Raw genomic sequence first — 20,793 nt, forward strand, 5'->3', positions numbered from 1 at the left:
TTTGGCGCAATCGCCTTTTTCGACCAGACTTATCACTGTGTTTCTTTTTCAGGATGATTATGAAAAACGTGGCGATTGTCGGCGTCGGCCCGACCGGAATTTACACCTTTCATGCGCTTATTGAGCGCGGCGAACCGCTTGCGATTACGCTCTTCGAGCAGGCTGAAGAAGCGGGCGTCGGCATGCCCTATAACGATGATAATAATGCCACGCTGATGCTGGCCAATATCGCGAGCATTGAGATCCCGCCGATTTTTATCACTTATCTGGAATGGCTGCATCAACAGAGCGACAGCTACCTGGCGCGCTTTGCGATTAAACGTGAATCACTGCATGACCGGCAATTTTTGCCGCGCGTGATCCTCGGCGATTATTACCGTGACTGCTTTCTGGCGCTGGTCGAGAAAGCAGAGCGTTTGGGGTTTGGCGTCTCGGTGCGGGAAGCGAGCAGGATTGCTGATATTGAGGCCACCGGGAATGGCGTGCAGCTGTGGATCGACAATCGCAATACCCCGGAACCCTTTGATTATGCGGTGATCGCCACCGGCCATATGTGGCCTGAAGACGATGACTCGCCGCGTGACTTTTACCCCAGCCCGTGGACCGGCCTGATGGATGCGCACATTGCGCCGTGCCGTGTGGGCATTATGGGCGCTTCATTGAGTGGGCTTGATGCTGCTATGGCAGTCGTCTCGCAGCATGGAAAATTTATTGTTGAAGAGGGCAAAACCACGCGCTTCCAGCGTAATGCGCAAAGCCAGTCGCTTCAGCTAACGCTAATGTCGCGCAGCGGCATTCTGCCGGAAGCCGATTTTTACTGCCCGCTGCCCTACGAACCGCTGGCAATCGCGACGGAGCAGGCCATTGAAGTTGAAATCGCTAAAGGCAGTGAAGGTCTGCTGAACAGAGTATTTCAGTTGATCGTCTCCGAACTGGAACAGGCAGATCCGCAGTGGAGTGCGCGGATAGGCTTAAACAAGCTGAATGCCGATACGCTTGCCGACGCCTGGTTTGCCGATCGTAAAAAACACGATCCATTTTACTGGGCGCAGGACAATCTGGAAGAGGTCGAACGTAATAAGCGCGAGAAACACACGGTGCCCTGGCGCTACACGGTTCTGCGGCTGCATGAAATCGTTGAGGAGATCGTCCCACATCTGAACGAAGAAGACCGTCAACGTTTCAAAAAAGGACTGGCGCGCGTTTTTATCGACAATTATGCCGCTATTCCGTCTGAATCTATCCGCCGCCTGCTGGCGCTACGTGAGGCCGGGCTGATTCATATTCGGGCGCTGGGTAACGACTATGAGATGCAGGCTAACGACGGCCTGACGACCATCACCACCGATGATGCGCGTTATGAGTTTGACGTGTTTATCGACGCTCGTGGTCAGAAGGCGCTGAAAACCAAAGACCTTCCCTTCCCCACGCTTCGCAAACAGCTTTTAGCCTGCGGCGATGACATACCGGATGTCGGTGACGACTATACCTTGCAGGCACCTGATAATGTACGCGGGCGAATTGCCTTCGGCGCACTGCCGTGGCTAATGCATGACAGACCGTTTGTGCAGGGGCTGGTGGTGTGTGCGGAAATTGGCGCAGCAATGGCGAAAGGCGTGGATAAACAAGCGTCAGGGAAGCGAAAGAAGGTACAGCGAAATGAGTAAAATCGTTGAGTCTGGAGCGGGCGAAGGGAATCGAACCCTCGTATAGAGCTTGGGAAGCTCTCGTTCTACCATTGAACTACGCCCGCTTCGGCGTGTGCGAGGAGCATTATAAACCTTATGCCCTCGCTGGCAAGCCTCATCGCCACTGACTGGCGATAAAATAGTCTTTTAGCACTTAGGCTTACTGCCCTGCGGCGGTAAATAGCGCAATGGATCAATCGCCGTCGCACGGTAGCGGATCTGGAAGTGCAGACGCACGGAATCCGTATCGCTGCTGCCCATGGTGGCAATCTTCTGGCCAATCTTCACGCTTTGCCCGTTGTTCACCAGCAGCGTGTCGTTATGCGCGTAGGCGGTGATGTAATCTTCACTGTGTTTAATCATGATCAGATTACCGTAGCCGCGCAGCTGATTGCCGACGTAAACCACCTTCCCGGCTCCTGCGGCATACACCGGTTGACCACGACTGCCGGAAATATCGATGCCCTTATTACCGCCGTCAGCGGTGGAGTACGGCATGATGACTTTCCCGCTGGTCGGCCAGCGCCAGCAGCGTTGTCCCACCGGCGGCCATGATGCCTGCGGTACGGCGGAGGACGGCGTGACTTTCGCCGTGCTGGTCGATTTTTTACCTAACAGTTTTGAGGAACCGCCGGTTTTAATCTTCTGCCCCACCTCAATGGTGTAAGGCGGCTTGATGCCGTTCAGACGCGCCAGTTCAGCCACGCTGGTGCCCGTTGCGCGAGAGATACGCGACAGCGTGTCGCCGCGTTTTACGGTGTAGACCGAACCGTCATAGCTGCCGGAGCCAGACTTGCTCCCGGAACAGCCCACCAGCACCACGCCGAGGAACAGGCACAGTAATAAACGCATTGGCTGGGTACTCAGGCATCCTGCTAGCAAAACATCGTCCTCGGGTTAGTTCGGTCAGGTCGCCTATGATAGCAGGCTGATGGCGGATGCCAATATCTCAGACAGAAGGATGAGTGTTAAAAGGATACCCTTCCGCCACCAAATTCATCACTTCCGGCACCCAGTTTGCGGCGGGCATTTTCACCAGCGCGGGATAGAAAACCTGCGGCGAGGGGAAGACATCTACCACGTGGCAGTGGGGCAAGCGCGCCGCGTCCACTTCCGAGGAGGGCAGCAGCGTGGCGGCAGCCAGCCCTGACTCCAGCCAGTCGAGGATCATGCCCGGCTGCGTGATATGCATAATCACATTCGGATTTACCCCCGCCTTCCTGAACAGATCGATAAGCATCTCGTAAGTGCCGGAGTCTTTCGCCCGATGCAGCAATACCAGCGGAAAGTCAGCCAGCGCCGTGTAGTCGAAAGGATTTGCAGGCGCCTGTGGTAAACATTTTTTGCTGATGACCGCCACCAGCTTGATGGGATCAAAGGAGACAAAATCAAACCCTTCACTGCGATAAGGGCGCTGAATCAGCGCTAAATCAATGGCGCCCTCATTGAGTAGCATCTCCAGATGACTGGAATCGGTGACCGAGATGTTCACCTCAATGTTGGGATTGCGCTCATACAGCTCCAGCAGCAGCGGTTTAAAGTAGGACTGGAAAAGGTGCGTTAAGCCAAGACGAAACTGCGGATGATCTTTCTGCGCGATCTCCATGGTTTCGCGTGCGGTGTCTTCTACCTGGCGCAAAATCTCACAGGCTTTGCGATAGAGGAAAAAACCGGCCTCCGTTGGCTCAATACGATTTCCCCGGCGGATAAAGAGCGGCGTTTGCAGTTCATCTTCCAGCTCCTGGATGCGTTTACTGAGCGGCGGTTGCGCCATGTTCAGTACCTTCGCCGCCTGGCTTATCGAGCCCTGCTCCACTACCCGACAAAAATAGCGTAATCGTTTTAGATCCACCCAACCGTCCCCCTCGCCTGCATCCTGAAGGCTAGTGTACGTCAGGCTTTTAGCCGCCTCACACTTTTTTGATCTACTCAGACGCAGCTAAACGGTATTTGTCCCTTTATCTGTTGGGGATTAGGGTAACCGCAGACAGTTTTACTGCTTACTCACAGGAATAACACAATGAAAAGTAAGGTTCATGACCTACGCTCCGCGCTGGAGCTGTTGAAAACGCTACCAGGCGAATATGTTGAAACCGATACCGAAGTTGACCCGCACGCGGAACTCTCCGGCGTTTACCGCTATGTTGGCGCAGGCGGTACCTGCCAGCGTCCAACGCGTAAGAATGGCCCGGTAATGATGTTCAACAAAATTAAAGGCTTTAACGACATCAGCGTGGCGATCGGTCTGAACGGTTCCCGTAACCGCGTCAGCCACTTCCTGAACTGCCCGCCGGAACGTCTGGGCCATCTGCTGAAAGATTCCGTACAGACGCCCATCGCGCCCGTTCTGACCACCGCGCCTGCCGTGGGTCAGGAAGTGGTTCACCTCGCCACCGACGCCGGTTTCGACCTGCGTACCCTGTTGCCCGCACCAACCAATACCGAAGAAGATGCTGGCCCCTATATCACCATGGGGCTGTGCTACGCCTCAGACCCGGAAACGCACGAATCGGATATCACCATTCACCGTTTATGCGTACAGAGCAAGGATGAGCTCTCCATGTGGCTCACTCCGGGCCGTCATATTGATGCGTTCCGCATGAAAGCCGAAGCCGCAGGCAAACCGCTGCCGATTTCTATCAGCATCGGCGTAGACCCGGCGATTGAAATTGCCGCCTGCTTCGAGCCGCCGACCACGCCGCTGGGCTTTGATGAACTGAGCATCGCCGGCTCCCTGCGCGGTCACGCCGTTGAAATGGTGCAGTGTAAAACCATCAACGAGAAAGCGATCGCTCACGCGGAAATCATCATCGAAGGCGAACTACTGCCAAACGTGCGCGTGCGTGAAGACCAGAACACCAACACCGGCAAAGCGATGCCTGAATTCCCGGGCTACACCGGCGAAGCAAAAGAAGCGATCCCGGTGATTAAAGTGAAAGCCGTGACGCACCGTAAAAACCCGATCTGGCGCACCACTGTAGGTCCTGGCGAAGAACACGTGAACATGGCGGGTATCCCAACCGAAGCAAGCATCCTCGATATGGTTGAACGCGCGATGCCGGGTAAATTGCTGAACGTCTTTGCGCATACCGCAGGCGGCGGCAAGCTGCTGGCGGTGATGCAATTTAAAAAATCCGCCGCCGTGGATGAAGGCCGTCAGCGCCAGGCTGCCCTGCTCGCCTTCTCGGCCTTCCCGGAACTGAAACACGTCATTCTGGTGGATGAAGATGTCGATATTTTCGATAGCGATGATGTGCTGTGGGCGATGCAAACGCGCTATCAGGGCGACGTGGACACGGTCACCATTCCGGGCGTACGTTGCCACCCGCTCGATCCGTCTCAGGTTCCGGCATACAGCCCGAGCATTCTGCAACAGGGGATGTCCTGCAAAACGATCTTTGACTGTACCGTACCGTTCCATCTGAAAAGCCACTTTGAACGCTCGAAATTCAAAGAAGTCGATGTGAAACGCTTCCTGCCGGACTTCGAATAAGGGGAACACCGTGGCCACCAAACGCATGATTGTCGGGATTAGCGGCGCCTCCGGGTTCCAGTACGGCGTGAAAGCGCTGGAGCTGTTGCAGAAACTGGACGTTGAGGTTCATCTGGTTGTCTCGAAAGGGGCGGAGAAAACCTGCCAGCTGGAGACGGATTATCGTCTGGAGGATGTCTTCGCCATGGCGGACGTCGTTCACCCGATTGGTAATCTGGGCGCGGCGATTTCCAGCGGATCATTCAAAACGGCGGGGATGCTTGTTGCCCCCTGTTCAATGAGAACGCTGGGCGCGATTGCCCATTGCCTGACCGACAATCTGCTGACGCGGGCGGCAGACGTGGTGCTCAAAGAGCGCCGCCGTCTGGTGCTGCTGGCGCGGGAAACGCCGCTCAATCTTGGTCATATTCGCAATATGGGCGCGGTGACTGAAATGGGCGGCATTATCTTCCCGCCGGTACCTGCGCTTTATCAGCGGCCACAAACGGCTGACGAGATCGTTACCCATAGCGTCAGCCGTGCTCTCGATCTGTTTGATTTTGATATTAAAGATCTTCCGCGCTGGGGCGAAGGATCTCTTAGCCATACTGAATAACTCTATCAGGACACTTCCATGTTAATTGGACCATACGTGAACGGCGCGGCGGTGATCGTCGGCGGCCTGTTCGGATCGGTCATCGGGACGCATATTCCCGATCGCGTTAAAACTGCGCTCCCCCTGACCTTCGGGCTTTGCTCAGTAGGCCTTGGCATCAATCTGGTCATCAAGGTGAAATTCATGCCCGCCGTGGTGCTGGCGATGGTTATCGGCGCGGTGATCGGCGAGATGTTTTTCCTCGAAAAACAGATTGGTAAAGCCGCTGGCAGCACACGCGGCCTGATCAACCGTATCTTCCCGCCGGTTCAGGGGTTAACGCACGACGAATTCACCGAGAAGTTTGTTGCGATTCTGGTGCTCTTCTGCGCCAGCGGTACCGGGATTTTCGGTGCAATGCATGAAGGGATGACCGGTGACCCGTCGATTCTCTACATTAAAACCGTGCTGGATCTCTTCACCGCGGCGATTTTCGCCACCATGCTGGGTTTCTCGGTGATGACTATCGGCCTGCCGCTGATTGCCGTCCAGGTCGCGCTGGCGGTGCTGGCGGTGCATATTCTGCATCTGATCACGCCAGATATGATGGCCGACTTCTCTTGTGCAGGCGGGTTGATTATGGTCGCCACCGGGCTGCGCATCTGTAATATCAAAGCATTCCCCGTCGCCAATATGCTGCCGGGCTTGATTCTGGTTATGCCCATTTCCGCACTGTGGGCCAGTTTGTTTGCTTAAGCTTGAGGTATAATGGCTTTGCCCGGTGGCGCTTCGCTTACCGGGCCTACGGGTGGTATTTGTAGGCCGGATGAGCGCAGCGCCATCCGGCGTTTTTGAATTCGCTATCGGGAGCCGTGATGGAAGGGCAAGAACACGTCATTTTATTGAATGAAAAAGGTGACCCTATTGGCACAGCCGAAAAATATGCCGTGCATACCGCTCACACGCCTCTCCACCTCGCCTTCTCCTGCTGGATTTTCGATAACATAGGCCAGGTTCTGATTACCCGACGCTCGCTCAGTAAAAAAGCCTGGCCGGGCGTCTGGACTAACTCTGTTTGCGGTCATCCTCAATTAGATGAAACCTTCGAGCAGGCGATTACCCGTCGCTGCCGTTTCGAAGTCGGCGCGGCGCTCACCGACATTACTCCGGTGTATCCTGAATTTCGTTATTGCGAAACAGACGCCAGCGGCATTGTGGAAAACGAAGTCTGCCCGGTGTATGCGGCAAGGTTAACCAATGCCATTGCATTAAACCCGGACGAAGTGATGGATAGTCACTGGGTTTCATTAGATGCGCTTTTTCAGGCGCTGGCTGCCACACCGTGGGCATTCAGCCCGTGGATGGTATTGCAGTATCGTTCGCAAGAAGCGCGGGATAAGCTGGCGCGGTTTGTCCCCTCACCCCTGCCCTCTCCCTAAGGGAGAGGGAGAAAACCTGCACCAGTCTCAACCACCAGCACTATCTGTCCCCTCTCCCTTAGGGAGAGGGTTAGGGTGAGGGGGTAAAAAAAAGCCCCGATGCTCACACATCGGGGCTTTTTCACATCTCAGTGATTTATTTCACCGGGCGCATCGCCGGGAACAGAATCACATCGCGGATGGTGTGGCTGTTGGTGAACAGCATCACCATACGGTCGATACCGATACCCAGACCCGCAGTCGGTGGCAGGCCGTGTTCCAGCGCGGTTACGTAGTCTTCGTCGAAGAACATCGCTTCGTCGTCGCCTGCGGCTTTCGCATCAACCTGATCCTGGAAGCGCTGCGCCTGATCTTCTGCATCGTTCAGCTCGCTAAAGCCGTTACCGATTTCACGGCCACCGATGAAGAATTCAAAGCGGTCAGTGATTTCCGGGTTAACGTCATTACGACGCGCCAGCGGAGACACTTCTGCCGGGTATTCAGTGATGAAGGTCGGCTGAATCAGGTGCGCTTCGGCCACTTCTTCGAAGATTTCGGTCACGATGCGGCCCAGACCCCAGCTCTTCTCAACTTTAATACCGATGCTTTCCGCAATCGCTTTTGCAGAATCGAAGTTATCCAGATCCGCCATATCCGTTTCCGGACGGTATTTCTTGATCGCTTCGCGCATGGTCAGTTTTTCGAACGGTTTGCCGAAGTCGAAGGTTTCTTCACCATAAGGCACTTCGGTAGTACCGAGGATGTTCTGCGCCAGAGTGCGGAACAGAGATTCGGTCAGCTCGATCAGATCTTTGTAATCCGCATACGCCATATAGAGTTCCATCATGGTGAACTCTGGGTTATGACGTACGGAGATGCCTTCGTTACGGAAGTTACGGTTGATTTCGAACACGCGTTCGAAGCCGCCAACAACCAGACGTTTCAGGTACAGTTCCGGCGCGATACGCAGGTACATGTCCAGGTCCAGGGCGTTGTGGTGGGTGATGAACGGACGGGCAGACGCGCCGCCAGGAATCACCTGCATCATCGGGGTTTCCACTTCCATAAAGTCGCGGGCAACCATGAACTGGCGGATACCGGCCATAATCTGAGAGCGGATTTTAAAGGTTTTGCGGGATTCATCGTTAGAGATGAGGTCCAGGTAACGCTGGCGATAGCGCGCTTCCTGATCCTGCAGGCCGTGGAATTTGTCCGGCAGCGGGCGCAGCGCTTTAGTCAGCAGACGCAGCTCGGTGCAGTGGATAGACAGTTCACCGGTTTTGGTTTTGAACAGTTTACCTTTCGCGCCAAGGATATCGCCGAGGTCCCATTTCTTGAACTGCTCGTTATAAACGCCTTCCGGCAGATCGTCACGGGCAACGTACAACTGAATGCGGCCCCCCACGTCCTGCAAGGTCACGAAAGAGGCTTTACCCATGATACGACGGGTCATCATGCGGCCAGCAACGGACACTTCGATGTTCAGCGCTTCCAGCTCTTCGTTCTCTTTGGCGTCGAAGTCAGCGTGCAGTTGGTCTGAGGTGTGGTCGCGACGGAAATCGTTCGGGAACGGGAGGCCCTGCTCGCGCAGTGCTGCCAGCTTCTCGCGGCGCGCTTTCAGTTCATTGTTAAGGTCAGCTACCGCGTCAGCACCTTGTGCGTGTTGTTCAGACATGTTGGTTCCTCATAACCCTGCTTTCAAACTTGCTTCGATAAATTGATCCAGACTGCCGTCCAGCACCGCCTGCGTGTTACGGGTTTCTACACCGGTACGCAAGTCTTTGATGCGGGAGTCGTCCAGGACATAAGAACGAATCTGGCTACCCCAGCCGATATCAGACTTGGTGTCTTCCATCGCCTGTTTCTCCGCGTTCTTCTTCTGCATTTCCAGTTCATAAAGCTTTGCTTTCATCTGCTTCATGGCCTGGTCTTTGTTCTTGTGCTGAGAACGGTCGTTCTGGCACTGCGTTACCGTATTGGTCGGAATGTGGGTAATACGTACCGCGGATTCCGTACGGTTAACGTGCTGACCACCCGCCCCTGACGCACGATACACGTCGATGCGCAGATCAGCCGGGTTGATTTCGATATCAATATCGTCATCCACTTCCGGGTAAACAAACGCAGAGCTGAAAGAGGTGTGGCGACGTCCACCGGAGTCGAACGGGCTCTTACGCACCAGGCGGTGAACGCCGGTTTCAGTACGTAACCAGCCGTACGCGTAATCACCGGAAATCTTGATAGTGACGGATTTGATACCCGCAACTTCACCTTCAGATTCTTCGATGATCTCGGTTTTGAAGCCGCGCGCTTCGGCCCAACGCAGATACATGCGCTCAAGCATGCTGGCCCAGTCCTGCGCTTCGGTGCCGCCGGAACCGGCCTGGATATCCAGGTAGCAGTCGGCGCTATCGTATTCACCGGAGAACATGCGGCGGAATTCCAGCTGTTCCAGCTTCTCTTCCAGCACGTCCAGCTCAGCAACAGCTTCGTTGAAGGTGTCTTCATCGTCAGCTTCAACCGCCAGTTCCAGCAGGCCAGAAACATCTTCCAGACCCTGCGACATTTGGTCGAGAGTTTCAACAATGGCTTCCAGAGAGGAACGCTCTTTACCCAGCGCCTGTGCGCGCTCAGGTTCGTTCCAGACGTCCGGCTGTTCCAGCTCGGCGTTTACTTCTTCAAGACGCTCTTTCTTGGCATCATAGTCAAAGATACCCCCTAAGAACGTCAGAGCGCTCCGTGAGGTCCTGAATGCGGTTATTTACCGGGTTAATTTCAAACATGGTCTGTTTTCTTTTAATGGACGAGTCAAAATGCGGTTATAAGGGCGAGATTTTACCGGATCTGCGCCCTTATTTATAGCGATTACTGGCGCTAAATTGGCCAGATATTGTCGATGATTAACTGCAAACTGCGGTTTCCGCGAAACTCGTTGATGTCGAGCTTGTAGGCGAGCTTAACTTCGCGCACGCCGTTATCCGGCCAGCAGGCGGTATCAACGTTAAACGCGATGCCGTCCAGCAGCGGGCCGCCGCCCACCGGTTCCACCATCACCTTCAGGTGACGTTCACCGACAATGCGCTGTTGCAGCAGACGAAAATGCCCGTCAAATAGCGGTTCCGGGAACATCTGCCCCCATGGCCCGGCTTCACGCAGCATCTGCGCCACGTCCAGCGTCATCTCTTGTGGGGAGAGTTCGCCATCCGAAAGAATTTCACCCTGCAACAGGGCCGGATCGAGCCATTCGGTGACCAGTTCGCCAAAGCGCTGCTGGAACTCATCGAACTTCGCTTCCTCCAGCGATAAACCGGCAGCCATCGCGTGGCCGCCAAACTTCATCATCAGGCCTGGATAGAGCGTGTCCAGGCGCTCCAGCGCATCGCGCATATGCAGCCCCTGAATCGAACGGCCAGAACCTTTCAGCATGCCGTCTCCGGCAGGCGCAAAGGCAATCACCGGGCGATGGAAACGCTCTTTGATACGCGAGGCGAGAATACCCACCACGCCCTGATGCCATTCAGGATGATACATCGCCAGCCCGCCGGGCAGTGTGTCGCTACTGCGCTCCAGCTTTTCGCACAGCGTCAGCGCTTCCGCCTGCATGCCCTGTTCTATCTCTTTGCGCGTCTGGTTAAGCGCATCAAGTTCATTTGCCAACATGCGGGCTTCGCCGAGGTTTTCGCTCAGCAGCAATGCCACGCCCACCGACATATCGTCCAGCCGACCGGCCGCGTTCAGACGCGGGCCGAGTGCGAAACCGAGATCGCTCGCCACCAGCTTTTGCGGGTCGCGATTAGCTATTTCCAGCAAGGCTTTGATGCCAGGGCGACACACGCCCGCACGAATACGGCTCAGGCCCTGCCAGGTCAGAATGCGGTTATTAGCATCCAGCGGCACCACGTCAGCGACCGTACCCAGCGCCACCAGATCGAGGTACTCGACAATCTTCGGCACCGCGATGCCGCGCGATTCAAACCAGCCTTTCGCCTTCAGGTGATTACACAGCACCAGCATCAGGTAGAACGCCACGCCCACGCCCGCCAGCGATTTCGACGGGAACGGACAGTCCACCAGGTTTGGGTTTACCATCGCATCGGCAGCCGGCAGCGTCTCCCCCGGCAGGTGGTGATCGGTCACCAGCACGCTGATCCCCAACGCATGCGCGTGATCGACGCCCGCGTGCGAAGAGATCCCGTTATCTACCGTCATGATCATCTGCGCGCCGCGTGCGTGCGCCTGATCAACGACTTCCGGGCTCAGGCCATAACCGTCTTCAAAACGGTTCGGCACCAGATATTCCACGTTATGGCAGCCCATCGCACGCAGCGAGAGCACGCTCAACGCGGTGCTGGTTGCTCCATCGGCGTCAAAATCGCCGACAACCATAATGCGCAGGTTTTTCTCGAACGCATCGTGCAGCATCTCAACGGCTTTTTCGACGCCCGTTAACGTGCGCCAGTGCAGCATGCCCTTCAGGCCGCGCTCCAGATCGTCCGCCGACGTCACACCACGGCTGGCGTACAAACGACGCAGCAGCGGCGGTAAATCAGCGGGCAGCGAATCTGAATCAACCGCCTCGCGGCGGCGAAGTTGAATCTGTGGTTTCACGCGAATTATTTACCGCTGGTCTGTTTTTTGTGTTCGTCGAGGAAGGCTTTCATCTCTTTCGGCCCCTGATAACCCGGCACAACGTAGCCATCGTTCAGGACAATCGCCGGTGTGCCGTTGACGCCAAACTGCACGCCCAGCGCGTAGTGATCCGCGATGTTGATATCGCAGCTGGCAGGCTGTACGCCTTTGCCGTTCATTGCGTCATCGAACGCTTTGTTGCGATCTTTCGCGCACCAAATCGCTTTCATATCCTGCTCGGCCTGGCTCTGAATGCCCTGGCGCGGGAAGGCGAGATAACGCACGGTGATACCCAGCGCGTTGTAGTCGCTCATCTCTTCATGCAGCTTGTGGCAATAGCCGCAGGTGATATCGGTAAAGACGGTAATCACGTGCTGCTCTTTTGGCGCTTTGTAGACAATCATCTCTTTTTCCAGGGCGTTGAGATGCGTCATCAGCAGTTGATTGGTCACGTTAACCGGCTGCGCGCCACTCACGTCATACATCGGCCCCTGGATAATGTGTTTGCCATCTTCGGTGACATACAGCACGCCGCTGTTGGTCAGCACGGTTTTCATGCCCGCCACCGGCGCATTCTGGATATCCGTACTCTGTACGCCCAGTTTAGCCAGCGACTGTTTAATCGCCGCATCATCCGCGTGGGTGGTAGCGGAAAACGCCGCCGCCAGCAGGGTAAACATCACTAAACCTTTTTTCATGAACTCGTCCTTTGTAGTCAGCATCACGCGCGTGGGTGGTGCTGTTGATGAAGTTGTCGCAGTCGCTCTGTCGCCACATGCGTATAAATTTGTGTTGTCGATAAATCACTATGGCCTAACAGCATTTGCACCACACGCAAATCTGCGCCGTGGTTGAGCAAATGGGTGGCAAATGCGTGACGCAACACGTGCGGGGAGAGCTTTTCGCTGTCGATACCCGCCAGTTGAGCATAGTGTTTAATGCGATGCCAGAACGTCTGGCGCGTCATTTGTTGCGCGCGCTGGCTGGGGAACAGAACGTCTATCGAGACCCCGTTGAGCAACCACGGGCGACCATGTTCCAGATACGTTTCCACCCAATATACCGCTTCTTCCCCCAGCGGCACGAGGCGTTCTTTGTTGCCTTTACCAATGACGCGTACCACGCCCTGACGCAGGCTGATATCGCTCATCGTCAGCCCGACCAGCTCAGAGACGCGAAGGCCGGTGGCATAGAGTACCTCAAGCATCGCTTTATCGCGCAGCTCCAGCGGGATATCGGTCACCGGCGACTGCAACAGCCGGTCAACCTGTGCTTCACTTAAATCCTTCGGTAAACGCTGCGGCAGCTTTGGTGAGGCCAGCAAAGCGCTGGGGTCATCGGCGCGCACTTTCTCGCGATAAAGATGCTGGAAGAAGCGACGCATAGCGCTTAACAGACGCGCCGAACTGGTGGCTTTATACCCACCCTGCTGGCGTTCCGCGAGCAAATTTTGCAAATCATCATGCTGCACGGTATCAAGCGTCAGGCCGCGATGGGCCAGCCATTCGACCACCATAGTGAGATCGCGACGATAGGCGCTCAGCGTGTTTTCGGCAAGATTGCGCTCCAGCCACAGCGCATCGAGAAATTGTTCGATTCGTGCGAGATCCTGTTCCACGTTCGCCCCTTTGCCTGTTTCATCGGCACCATTATGCATGATTCTATGCGTGTTCTGGTACACTGGCGGCATAGTCACAGCAAGAATCGAGACCTTTACGTTATGAACATCGGCCTTTTTTATGGTTCCAGTACCTGCTACACCGAAATGGCGGCGGAGAAAATTCGCGACATCATCGGCCCGGAACTGGTGACGCTGCACAATGTGAAAGATGACGCTCCGGCGCTCATGGAGCAGTACGATGTGCTGATCCTCGGCATTCCGACCTGGGATTTCGGTGAGATTCAGGAAGACTGGGAAGCCATCTGGGAACAACTGGATACGCTGAATCTTGAGGGCAAAATTGTTGCGCTCTATGGTATGGGCGATCAGCTAGGTTACGGCGAATGGTTCCTGGACGCGCTCGGCATGCTGCACGATAAACTGGCGACCAAAGGCGTGAAGTTTGTCGGCTACTGGCCGACCGAAGGCTATGAGTTCACCAGCCCGAAACCGGTCATCGCCGACGGCCAACTGTTTGTCGGCCTCGCACTCGACGAAACCAACCAGTACGACCTGAGCGATGAACGCATTCAGAACTGGTGCGAACAAATTCTTGGCGAAATGGCCGAGCAATTCTCTTAATGCTTACTCGGCGCGGGCTGCTGCATCATGATACGCCGCAGGTCGCGCCACTCTTCTGCATCCATACTGTCTGCCGCAATCCATAAATGCTGACGACGACGGCTGGCCAGCCTGCGTAAACGCAGCATCACGCCAGAATTGAGTACCCACGGATGCCCGAGGATCTCCCACTCCTGATCGCGCCAGCGAAGACGAGAATCCATCAGCAGTTTAATTTCCCCCTGATGGCTGTTGATGCGCCGCTGGCTGCGTACGCAGTCAAACACCACCAGCGACAGCAATAACAACCACAGCGGGGTGTAGCTCAACGGCCAGGGCATCAGCAATATGAAGGCCGCCACCAGGCCGTGGAGCAATAAAGAAAGCCATTGTGAGCGCCAGGAGACGCGTAAATCAGATTGCCACAGGACCACGTTCCCGATTCCGAGTCTGAATTAAATGCACCATGCGCTGAAGATCAGCATCCGCCGGCTTACCGTGATTCATCAGCCAGTTGAACAAATCTGGATCGTCGCACTCCAGCAGACGAATAAAAATCGCTTTGTCACCGTCGCTCAGCGAATCGTACTCATGCTCGAAAAACGGCATGATGGAGATATCGAGCTCACGCATACCGCGACGGCATGCCCAGTGGATACGGGCTTTATTATTGATGTCCATAATTTCCTTCCAGCATAACGATGTCATTAGTTTAACGTGTTTTTTGCACTTACTTTACAGCAATCTCGTTAATCGCGGGCAACATTCAGAAAACCCACGCAAACAAAATGGATTTTCAGGTTGCCTGCGTACCTTATCGCAAACCGCGCGTCAGGGCACGAATCGGCTGTTGAAAGCACTTGCATTGATGACCATCTCTTTTACCATGAGTTATCTACCCGTGCGTTAAGCAATTCAGGACATCACTATGGCTTTTACACCTTTTCCTCCTCGTCAGCCTTCCGCTTCTGCGCGTTTACCGCTGACGCTTATGACACTTGATGACTGGGCGCTGGCGACCCTTACCGGTGCCGACAGTGAAAAGTATCTGCAAGGCCAGGTTACCGCCGATGTCGCGGAACTGGGCGCCAATCAGCATCTGTTAGCGGCCCATTGCGATGCCAAAGGCAAGATGTGGAGCAACCTGCGCCTGTTTCGCCGTAACGAAGGTTTCGCCTGGATCGAACGCCGTAGCCTGCGCGACGCACAGCTGACGCAGCTGAAAAAGTACGCGGTGTTCTCCAAAGTGGTTATCGAGCCGAACGATGCGCTGGTGCTGCTTGGCGTAGCGGGCTTCCAGGCACGTGCGGCGCTGGCGAATCTGTTTGCTGAACTGCCGGATGCCGACAAACCTCTGGTGCAGGAAGGCGAAACCTCCCTGCTGTGGTTCGCCCATCCCGATGAGCGTTTCCTGCTGGTGACCGACGAAGCTACCGCCACCCGCGTCACCGACGCCCTGCGCGGCGAAGCACAGCTCAACAACAGTCAACAGTGGCTGGCGCTGAACATCGAAGCGGGCCTGCCGGTTATCGATGAAGCCAACAGCGGTCAGTTTATTCCGCAGGCCACCAACATTCAGGCGCTGGGCGGTATCAGCTTTAAGAAAGGCTGTTACACCGGGCAGGAGATGGTGGCGCGCGCCAAATTCCGTGGTGCCAACAAACGTGCGTTGTGGTCACTGGCGGGAACGGCCAGCCGCGTACCGGAAGCCGGGGAAGACCTGGAACTGAAGATGGGCGAGAACTGGCGCCGTACCGGTACCGTTTTAGCCGCGGTACAGCTTGATGATGGCCGACTGCTGGTGCAGGCGGTGATGAATAACGATATGGAACCGCACAGCATCTTCCGCGTGCGCGACGATGCCAACACCTTGAGCATTGAGCCGCTGCCGTATTCACTGGAAGAGTAATTGTGTCAGTGCCGGATGCGGCTTCGCCTTATCCGGCCTACGACAGGCATGATGCAGTTTGTAGCTACCGTCTTGAACGTCAAGCGGTAGCTGCATAATTTTCGTCCCAGAGAAGCCGCGTTTTTAACACTCCGAAGCATAAATGCACCAGTTTGCGCATAACCGCTCCCAGTGCGGCTTTTTTGGCTTTACCCTTTGCGACCAGTCGTTCATAAACAGCTTTTGCCTGTTTGTTCCAGCGGCACGCGCTCAGCGCTGCAACATACAGCTTAGCCCGTACTTCCGACGGCCCTGTCTTTGACATATGGGGTCTGCCACGTACCGAACTCCCCGACGTTTTCTCTACCGGCGTGATACCCAGATAAGCCGCGACCTGTGAGGCGCTTTTGAACGTCCCGTCTTTCAGCAGTGCCAGCATCTCCCGCCCGACCTGATCTTTAACGCCCTTGATCGATTTCAGTAAATCAAGATCAGCCTTCAACCCCGGATCGTTATCTGTATGATCGGTTATGAGTTTTTCTATCCGGGCCAGTTCATCGCTCAGCCAGCTTTTCGTCCGCTCAAGTGAACGGATGACCTCCTGCGGAGTGGTTGTGGAATTCGCTTTTTCCAGCCGGTTCACCGTGCGCTGAACATCCTCTTTCAGGGCATCCCGCTGGCGCAGCAGCGCCCTCAGCTTGCGGACTTCGGGCGAAGGTGGAACCCAGGCATTCGGGTGTTTCAGCTCGCCATAACAGGCCAGAACGAAGGCATCCACAGCATCATTCTTGTTGAGAATACCCATCCCGCTGGCAAATTCACGAACACGATAGGGATTAGCCATGCAGACTCTGACACCGGCTTCATGCAGGCCATATGCCAGATTTTCATGGTAGATACCCGTCGCTTCCAGCACGACCGTCACACTTTCCGGAACGCATTTTTGTGCGCTCAGCCAGTCGATAACTTTGCTGGAGACGTCGGGTTCATTGGTCAGAACTTTGTGTTTTTTTTTGCCGCCGGGACCGGCAGTAAGCAGACAAACATCGATTTTATTTTTACTGACATCAATACCGAGAGTACACATCGAGAATCTCCTTTCACCTGAGCCAACACGTCATTCCAGCCTTGTACATACGAAGTCAGAGCTTCTGGTTACCGTTCGGATTTTGAGTGACGTGAAAGGTGAAACGGGAGGCTTAAGCTACGTCGAAAGATCGATGTCTTCAGGCCGGATACAAGCTTCTCCCGTTTCATGTAGCTGATAGCTAATCAGCTACCAGTTCAAGATACAAGGCCGGATAAGCGAAGCGCCATCCGGCAATCAACTACGCTTGCCCAATATACAAATAAATCGCCAGGAAGTGGCACACGCTGCCGCCCAGTACAAAGCCGTGCCAGATAGCGTGGTTGTAAGGAATGCGTTTGCAGACGTAGAAAATCACGCCCAGCGAATACACCACCCCGCCGACCGCCAGTAGCGTTACTCCGCCAATCGCCAGCTTAATCGCCAGTTGATATACCACGATCAACGACAGCCAGCCCATCGTCAGATAGGTGACCAGCGACAACACTTTGAAGCGGTGCGCGATGGTGAGCTTAAACAGAATACCCAGCAGCGCCAGGCTCCAGATAACAATCATCAACCCACGCGCCAGCGGTGAATCCAGGCCCACCAGCAAAAATGGCGTATAGGTCCCCGCAATCAGCAAATAGATAGCGCAGTGGTCAAATTTCTTCAGCCAGATTTTGGCCCGCTGATGTGGAATCGCGTGATACAGCGTCGAGGCGAGGAACAGCAAAATCATGCTGCCGCCATAAAGGCTATAGCTGGTGATTGCCATTGCGCTGGCGTTGGTATCCACCGCCTGCACCAGCAGCAGAACCAGCCCCACAATACCAAATACAAAACCCACTCCATGGCTGATGCTGTTGGCAACTTCCTCTGCCAACGAGTAACCCTGTTTAATGAGCGGCTTCTGGTCCATTACGTACTCCGGGTGAACAACACAATCTGTTAAACGCCCCTAGCGTAACTGAGAATGATTCCAGTGAACACCTGTTCGCTAAAATAAAAAGATGTAAATTTGTAAATTTAGAAAAATCATAAAGTTATAAAAATGATTCACCTCACACTTGTTCATCATTTTTATGAAGATATTTGAACTCAATCACGTGATACGCCGTTTGGCCTGGGTAAATGTCGGTGATCACCCGACGCAGTTCGGCAAGCGTCATGTTTTCCTGCTGCGCGTGCCACTCCGTTAACGTATCAAGCGTAACGCGCGAAGTGGCCAGCACTTCGATGGTGCAGAAGTAGCCATCATCTTCATATCGCCCGACGCGTAAAATATCTCCGGCCTTAAAATGGGACTCCGCATCGTCACGCAGGGTAATCGTTTTCCGCCCTGCCAGAATATCGTCCTGAAAACGGCGAAAAAAAGTGATGTCGTTGGGCTGCATGGTACTATTCCTTTAAGGTCTATGAATTTTATGAGTATCGCCACCGTGAGCATGTTTACCCACACCGCCGTTGCCAGCCTCAATAATCTTGAGATGATGGTCTATCACTACGTTATCAAAAACCGCGACAAAATGATGTACATGACCATTCGCGAACTGGCGGACGCGGTAGGCGTTTCTACCACCACGGTGATGCGTTTCTGTCGCAAGCTCAACTGCGACGGCTACTCTGAATTTCGTGTACGTTTTAAATTGTATCTGGAACAAAACGAGCCGCAACAGGCTAATTTTGGCGCCAGTGAAATTATTGGCTTTTTTAAAAGCGTCAATAATGACGAGTTTGATAAATTACTTGATGATGCCGTCGATATAATATTATCTTCGGAACGTATTATTTTCGTTGGCGCGGGCACTTCGGGCTCGCTGGCAAAATATGGCGCACGCTTTTTCTCGAATATCGGTAAATTCAGTAATCACATTGATGATCCGTATTTTCCGGTAACCAACGATATGGCCAAAAACGCCCTGGCAATTGTGTTATCCGTTTCCGGGGAAACAGAGGAGATCCTGCGCTTTGCCAGCCAGTTCAGTCTGCATCGCTGCAAAGTGATGTCAATAACCAGCCACGAACATTCCCGTCTGGCTAAACTCGCTGACTTTAACCTCTCCTGGCATTTCCCACAAACGCGCATTGGTGGCGTTTATGATATTACGACGCAGATCCCGGTCGTTTATATTCTGGAATCTCTGGGACGTAAACTGGCGAAGAAATTAGCATAAAAATACAGGGTGTTTTTTCGATGTAACATATAACACGGCGTAACATTTGTTATATCGTGACTTTTCTATACCCTTTGTTAGACTCACTTTAATTGCATTAACGAGTGAGTATAGCAACAATGAAAAAACTGACCTTACCGAAAGATTTTTTATGGGGCGGCGCGGTCGCAGCGCATCAGGTTGAAGGCGGCTGGAATAAAGGCGGCAAAGGCCCGAGCATTTGCGACGTACTGACCGGCGGCGCACACGGCGTACCGCGCGAAATCACTCAGGAAGTGGTTCCCGGGAAATACTACCCAAACCACGAAGCCATCGACTTTCACAGCCATTACAAAGAAGACATCAAACTGTTTGCTGAGATGGGCTTCAAATGCTTCCGTACCTCTATCGCCTGGACGCGAATCTTCCCGAAAGGCGACGAAACGCAGCCGAATGAAGAAGGCTTAAAATTCTACGACGACATGTTCGATGAGCTGCTGAAATACAACATCGAACCGGTTATCACCCTCTCCCACTTCGAGATGCCGCTGCACCTGGTGCAGGAATACGGCGGCTGGACCAACCGCAAAGTGGTTGATTTCTTTGTGCGTTTCTCTGAGGTTGTTTTCGAGCGCTACAAGCACAAGGTCAAATACTGGATGACCTTCAACGAAATCAACAACCAGCGTAACTGGCGCGCGCCGCTGTTCGGTTACTGCTGTTCCGGCGTGGTCTACACCGAGCATGAAAACCCGGAAGAAACCATGTATCAGGTGCTGCATCACCAGTTCGTTGCCAGCGCGCTGGCGGTGAAAGCGGCGCGTCGCATCAACCCGGAAATGAAAGTCGGCTGCATGCTGGCGATGGTGGCGCTCTATCCGTTCTCCTGCAAACCGGAAGACGTGATGTTTGCTCAGGAATCAATGCGTGAACGTTATGTCTTTACCGACGTTCAGTTGCGCGGCTACTACCCGTCATATGTGCTGAACGAGTGGGAACGCCGAGGCTTTACCATCAAAATGGAAGAGGGCGACGACGCCATTCTGCGCGAAGGCACCTGCGACTATCTCGGTTTCAGCTACTACATGACCAACGCGGTTAAAGCCGAAGGCGGCAGCGGCGATGCCATTTCCGGCTTCGAAGGCAGCGTGCCAAACCCGCACGTGAAGGCCTCCGACTGGGGCTGGCAGATTGACCCGGTGGGCCTGCGCTACTCACTGTGTGAGCTGTATGAGCGTTACCAGAAACCGCTGTTTATTGTCGAAAACGGCTTCGGCGCGTATGACAAAGTGGAAGAAGACGGCAGCATCAACGATGACTATCGCATCGACTACCTGCGCGCGCACGTGGAAGAGATGATGAAAGCGGTGACCTACGATGGCGTAGATTTAATGGGCTACACGCCATGGGGCTGCATCGACTGTGTGTCGTTCACCACCGGCCAGTACAGCAAGCGCTACGGCTTTATTTACGTCAACAAGCACGACAACGGCACGGGCGACATGTCGCGCTCACGCAAGAAAAGTTTTGAGTGGTACAAAGCGGTGATTGCCAGCAACGGCGAGACGCTTTAAAAACGGTCCCCCTCACCCTGCCCTCTCCCACAGGGAGAGGGTAAAAACCCGCGCAGTTCTTTAGACCACGCTCGATCGGTTCCCTC

The 20,793-nt window shown here is 54.5% G+C and carries 21 protein-coding genes and 1 tRNA gene; 9 read left to right on the forward strand and 13 right to left on the reverse strand.

The features are described 5' to 3' along the window. Positions 1–59: 59 nt before the first annotated feature. Positions 60–1,667: an FAD-NAD(P)-binding protein gene (locus AC1MKH_RS20080; protein ID WP_276224541.1), complete on the forward strand. Its 1,608-nt coding sequence runs from the start codon at positions 60–62 to the stop codon at positions 1,665–1,667. Between the two features lie 12 nt (positions 1,668–1,679). On the opposite strand, the gene AC1MKH_RS20085 is transcribed toward AC1MKH_RS20080, so the two are convergent. From AC1MKH_RS20085 to AC1MKH_RS20095, 3 genes are all read right to left on the reverse strand, one after another. Then, positions 1,680–1,753, reverse strand: a tRNA-Gly gene (locus tag AC1MKH_RS20085). An 82-nt stretch (positions 1,754–1,835) separates the two neighbouring features. Then, on the reverse strand, positions 1,836–2,540 hold the full coding sequence (gene actS / locus AC1MKH_RS20090; RefSeq protein ID WP_442961954.1) for an amidase activator ActS: 705 nt from the start codon (positions 2,538–2,540) through the stop codon (positions 1,836–1,838). Between the two features lie 97 nt (positions 2,541–2,637). Further along, on the reverse strand, positions 2,638–3,540 hold the full coding sequence (locus tag AC1MKH_RS20095; protein ID WP_276224537.1) for a LysR family transcriptional regulator: 903 nt from the start codon (positions 3,538–3,540) through the stop codon (positions 2,638–2,640). A gap of 168 nt (positions 3,541–3,708) precedes the next feature. On the opposite strand from AC1MKH_RS20095, the gene AC1MKH_RS20100 reads away from it, so the two are divergent. The 4 genes from AC1MKH_RS20100 to idi all read left to right on the forward strand — a co-directional run bounded on the left by AC1MKH_RS20100 (position 3,709) and on the right by idi (position 7,194). Next, positions 3,709–5,181, forward strand: a complete 1,473-nt coding sequence (locus tag AC1MKH_RS20100) for a UbiD family decarboxylase (protein ID WP_276224535.1) — start codon at positions 3,709–3,711, stop codon at positions 5,179–5,181. 25 nt (positions 5,182–5,206) lie between these two features. Next, positions 5,207–5,776 (forward strand): UbiX family flavin prenyltransferase, encoded by a 570-nt coding sequence (locus AC1MKH_RS20105; RefSeq protein WP_442961955.1) that lies wholly within the window; start codon positions 5,207–5,209, stop codon positions 5,774–5,776. An 18-nt stretch (positions 5,777–5,794) separates the two neighbouring features. Next, the gene (locus AC1MKH_RS20110; RefSeq protein ID WP_231826321.1) at positions 5,795–6,511 is read left to right on the forward strand and encodes a DUF554 domain-containing protein; all 717 of its coding nucleotides are present in this window, start codon (positions 5,795–5,797) and stop codon (positions 6,509–6,511) included. A 119-nt stretch (positions 6,512–6,630) separates the two neighbouring features. Continuing rightward, positions 6,631–7,194: an isopentenyl-diphosphate Delta-isomerase gene (idi, locus tag AC1MKH_RS20115; RefSeq protein ID WP_276224530.1), complete on the forward strand. Its 564-nt coding sequence runs from the start codon at positions 6,631–6,633 to the stop codon at positions 7,192–7,194. Between the two features lie 136 nt (positions 7,195–7,330). On the opposite strand, the gene lysS is transcribed toward idi, so the two are convergent. The 5 genes from lysS to xerD form a co-directional block, all read right to left on the reverse strand. Then, positions 7,331–8,848 (reverse strand): lysine--tRNA ligase, encoded by a 1,518-nt coding sequence (gene lysS / locus AC1MKH_RS20120; protein WP_276224528.1) that lies wholly within the window; start codon positions 8,846–8,848, stop codon positions 7,331–7,333. A 9-nt stretch (positions 8,849–8,857) separates the two neighbouring features. Continuing rightward, positions 8,858–9,956 (reverse strand): peptide chain release factor 2 gene (gene prfB / locus AC1MKH_RS20125; protein ID WP_276224526.1). Its coding sequence is split into 2 segments (ribosomal slippage): positions 8,858–9,880 and positions 9,882–9,956, totalling 1,098 coding nucleotides; the frame shifts between segments, so codons are not numbered across the junction. A gap of 91 nt (positions 9,957–10,047) precedes the next feature. Then, positions 10,048–11,781 carry a single-stranded-DNA-specific exonuclease RecJ gene (recJ, locus tag AC1MKH_RS20130; protein ID WP_276224524.1) on the reverse strand — a complete coding sequence of 578 codons (1,734 nt, stop codon included), beginning with the start codon at positions 11,779–11,781 and terminating at the stop codon, positions 10,048–10,050. A 5-nt stretch (positions 11,782–11,786) separates the two neighbouring features. Further along, positions 11,787–12,500, reverse strand: coding sequence for a bifunctional protein-disulfide isomerase/oxidoreductase DsbC (dsbC, locus tag AC1MKH_RS20135; RefSeq protein WP_015963132.1), 714 nt, complete (start codon positions 12,498–12,500; stop codon positions 11,787–11,789). Positions 12,501–12,523: 23 nt separating this feature from the next. Then, positions 12,524–13,420, reverse strand: coding sequence for a site-specific tyrosine recombinase XerD (gene xerD, locus AC1MKH_RS20140; RefSeq protein ID WP_149463303.1), 897 nt, complete (start codon positions 13,418–13,420; stop codon positions 12,524–12,526). A 102-nt stretch (positions 13,421–13,522) separates the two neighbouring features. Between xerD and fldB the strand changes: the two genes are divergently transcribed. Continuing rightward, positions 13,523–14,044, forward strand: a complete 522-nt coding sequence (gene fldB / locus AC1MKH_RS20145) for a flavodoxin FldB (protein ID WP_231826316.1) — start codon at positions 13,523–13,525, stop codon at positions 14,042–14,044. On the opposite strand, the gene AC1MKH_RS20150 is transcribed toward fldB, so the two are convergent. Both AC1MKH_RS20150 and sdhE read right to left on the reverse strand, forming a co-directional pair. Continuing rightward, the gene (locus tag AC1MKH_RS20150; protein WP_276224520.1) at positions 14,041–14,457 is read right to left on the reverse strand and encodes a protein YgfX; all 417 of its coding nucleotides are present in this window, start codon (positions 14,455–14,457) and stop codon (positions 14,041–14,043) included. The two genes, fldB and AC1MKH_RS20150, sit on opposite strands and share 4 nt — an antisense overlap. Next, positions 14,438–14,704, reverse strand: coding sequence for an FAD assembly factor SdhE (gene sdhE / locus AC1MKH_RS20155; RefSeq protein ID WP_015963128.1), 267 nt, complete (start codon positions 14,702–14,704; stop codon positions 14,438–14,440). Before sdhE ends, AC1MKH_RS20150 begins: the two co-directional genes overlap by 20 nt. A 247-nt stretch (positions 14,705–14,951) precedes the next feature. On the opposite strand from sdhE, the gene ygfZ reads away from it, so the two are divergent. Continuing rightward, positions 14,952–15,932, forward strand: coding sequence for a tRNA-modifying protein YgfZ (gene ygfZ / locus AC1MKH_RS20160; protein ID WP_276224517.1), 981 nt, complete (start codon positions 14,952–14,954; stop codon positions 15,930–15,932). 79 nt (positions 15,933–16,011) lie between these two features. Here ygfZ and AC1MKH_RS20165 read toward each other — a convergent pair whose 3' ends face one another. The 3 genes from AC1MKH_RS20165 to yqfB all read right to left on the reverse strand — a co-directional run bounded on the left by AC1MKH_RS20165 (position 16,012) and on the right by yqfB (position 18,374). Next, positions 16,012–16,998, reverse strand: coding sequence for an IS110 family RNA-guided transposase (locus AC1MKH_RS20165; RefSeq protein ID WP_488450733.1), 987 nt, complete (start codon positions 16,996–16,998; stop codon positions 16,012–16,014). Positions 16,999–17,239: 241 nt separating this feature from the next. Then, entirely contained in the window at positions 17,240–17,899 is a 660-nt protein-coding gene (gene trhA / locus AC1MKH_RS20170) for a PAQR family membrane homeostasis protein TrhA (RefSeq protein ID WP_276224224.1), read from the reverse strand. Between the two features lie 142 nt (positions 17,900–18,041). Next, entirely contained in the window at positions 18,042–18,374 is a 333-nt protein-coding gene (gene yqfB, locus AC1MKH_RS20175; RefSeq protein ID WP_276224222.1) for a N(4)-acetylcytidine aminohydrolase, read from the reverse strand. A gap of 51 nt (positions 18,375–18,425) precedes the next feature. On the opposite strand from yqfB, the gene AC1MKH_RS20180 reads away from it, so the two are divergent. Both AC1MKH_RS20180 and bglA read left to right on the forward strand, forming a co-directional pair. Then, entirely contained in the window at positions 18,426–19,154 is a 729-nt protein-coding gene (locus AC1MKH_RS20180) for a MurR/RpiR family transcriptional regulator (protein WP_276224228.1), read from the forward strand. 119 nt (positions 19,155–19,273) lie between these two features. Then, positions 19,274–20,707, forward strand: coding sequence for a 6-phospho-beta-glucosidase BglA (gene bglA, locus AC1MKH_RS20185; RefSeq protein WP_276224220.1), 1,434 nt, complete (start codon positions 19,274–19,276; stop codon positions 20,705–20,707). Positions 20,708–20,793 lie beyond the last annotated feature (86 nt).

The sequence above is a fragment of the Pseudocitrobacter sp. CD920760 genome (assembly GCF_057782505.1).

Coding starts and splice junctions, on each gene's coding strand:
- sdhE (WP_015963128.1), bottom strand. CDS start 14,704: ATGGACATCAATAATAAAGCCCGTATCCACTGGGCATGCCGTCGCGGT.
- lysS (WP_276224528.1), bottom strand. CDS start 8,848: ATGTCTGAACAACACGCACAAGGTGCTGACGCGGTAGCTGACCTTAAC.
- dsbC (WP_015963132.1), bottom strand. CDS start 12,500: ATGAAAAAAGGTTTAGTGATGTTTACCCTGCTGGCGGCGGCGTTTTCC.
- bglA (WP_276224220.1), top strand. CDS start 19,274: ATGAAAAAACTGACCTTACCGAAAGATTTTTTATGGGGCGGCGCGGTC.
- AC1MKH_RS20180 (WP_276224228.1), top strand. CDS start 18,426: ATGTTTACCCACACCGCCGTTGCCAGCCTCAATAATCTTGAGATGATG.
- idi (WP_276224530.1), top strand. CDS start 6,631: ATGGAAGGGCAAGAACACGTCATTTTATTGAATGAAAAAGGTGACCCT.
- AC1MKH_RS20080 (WP_276224541.1), top strand. CDS start 60: ATGAAAAACGTGGCGATTGTCGGCGTCGGCCCGACCGGAATTTACACC.
- actS (WP_442961954.1), bottom strand. CDS start 2,540: ATGCGTTTATTACTGTGCCTGTTCCTCGGCGTGGTGCTGGTGGGCTGT.
- AC1MKH_RS20105 (WP_442961955.1), top strand. CDS start 5,207: ATGATTGTCGGGATTAGCGGCGCCTCCGGGTTCCAGTACGGCGTGAAA.
- trhA (WP_276224224.1), bottom strand. CDS start 17,899: ATGGACCAGAAGCCGCTCATTAAACAGGGTTACTCGTTGGCAGAGGAA.
- fldB (WP_231826316.1), top strand. CDS start 13,523: ATGAACATCGGCCTTTTTTATGGTTCCAGTACCTGCTACACCGAAATG.
- AC1MKH_RS20110 (WP_231826321.1), top strand. CDS start 5,795: ATGTTAATTGGACCATACGTGAACGGCGCGGCGGTGATCGTCGGCGGC.
- AC1MKH_RS20165 (WP_488450733.1), bottom strand. CDS start 16,998: ATGTGTACTCTCGGTATTGATGTCAGTAAAAATAAAATCGATGTTTGT.
- AC1MKH_RS20100 (WP_276224535.1), top strand. CDS start 3,709: ATGAAAAGTAAGGTTCATGACCTACGCTCCGCGCTGGAGCTGTTGAAA.
- yqfB (WP_276224222.1), bottom strand. CDS start 18,374: ATGCAGCCCAACGACATCACTTTTTTTCGCCGTTTTCAGGACGATATT.
- ygfZ (WP_276224517.1), top strand. CDS start 14,952: ATGGCTTTTACACCTTTTCCTCCTCGTCAGCCTTCCGCTTCTGCGCGT.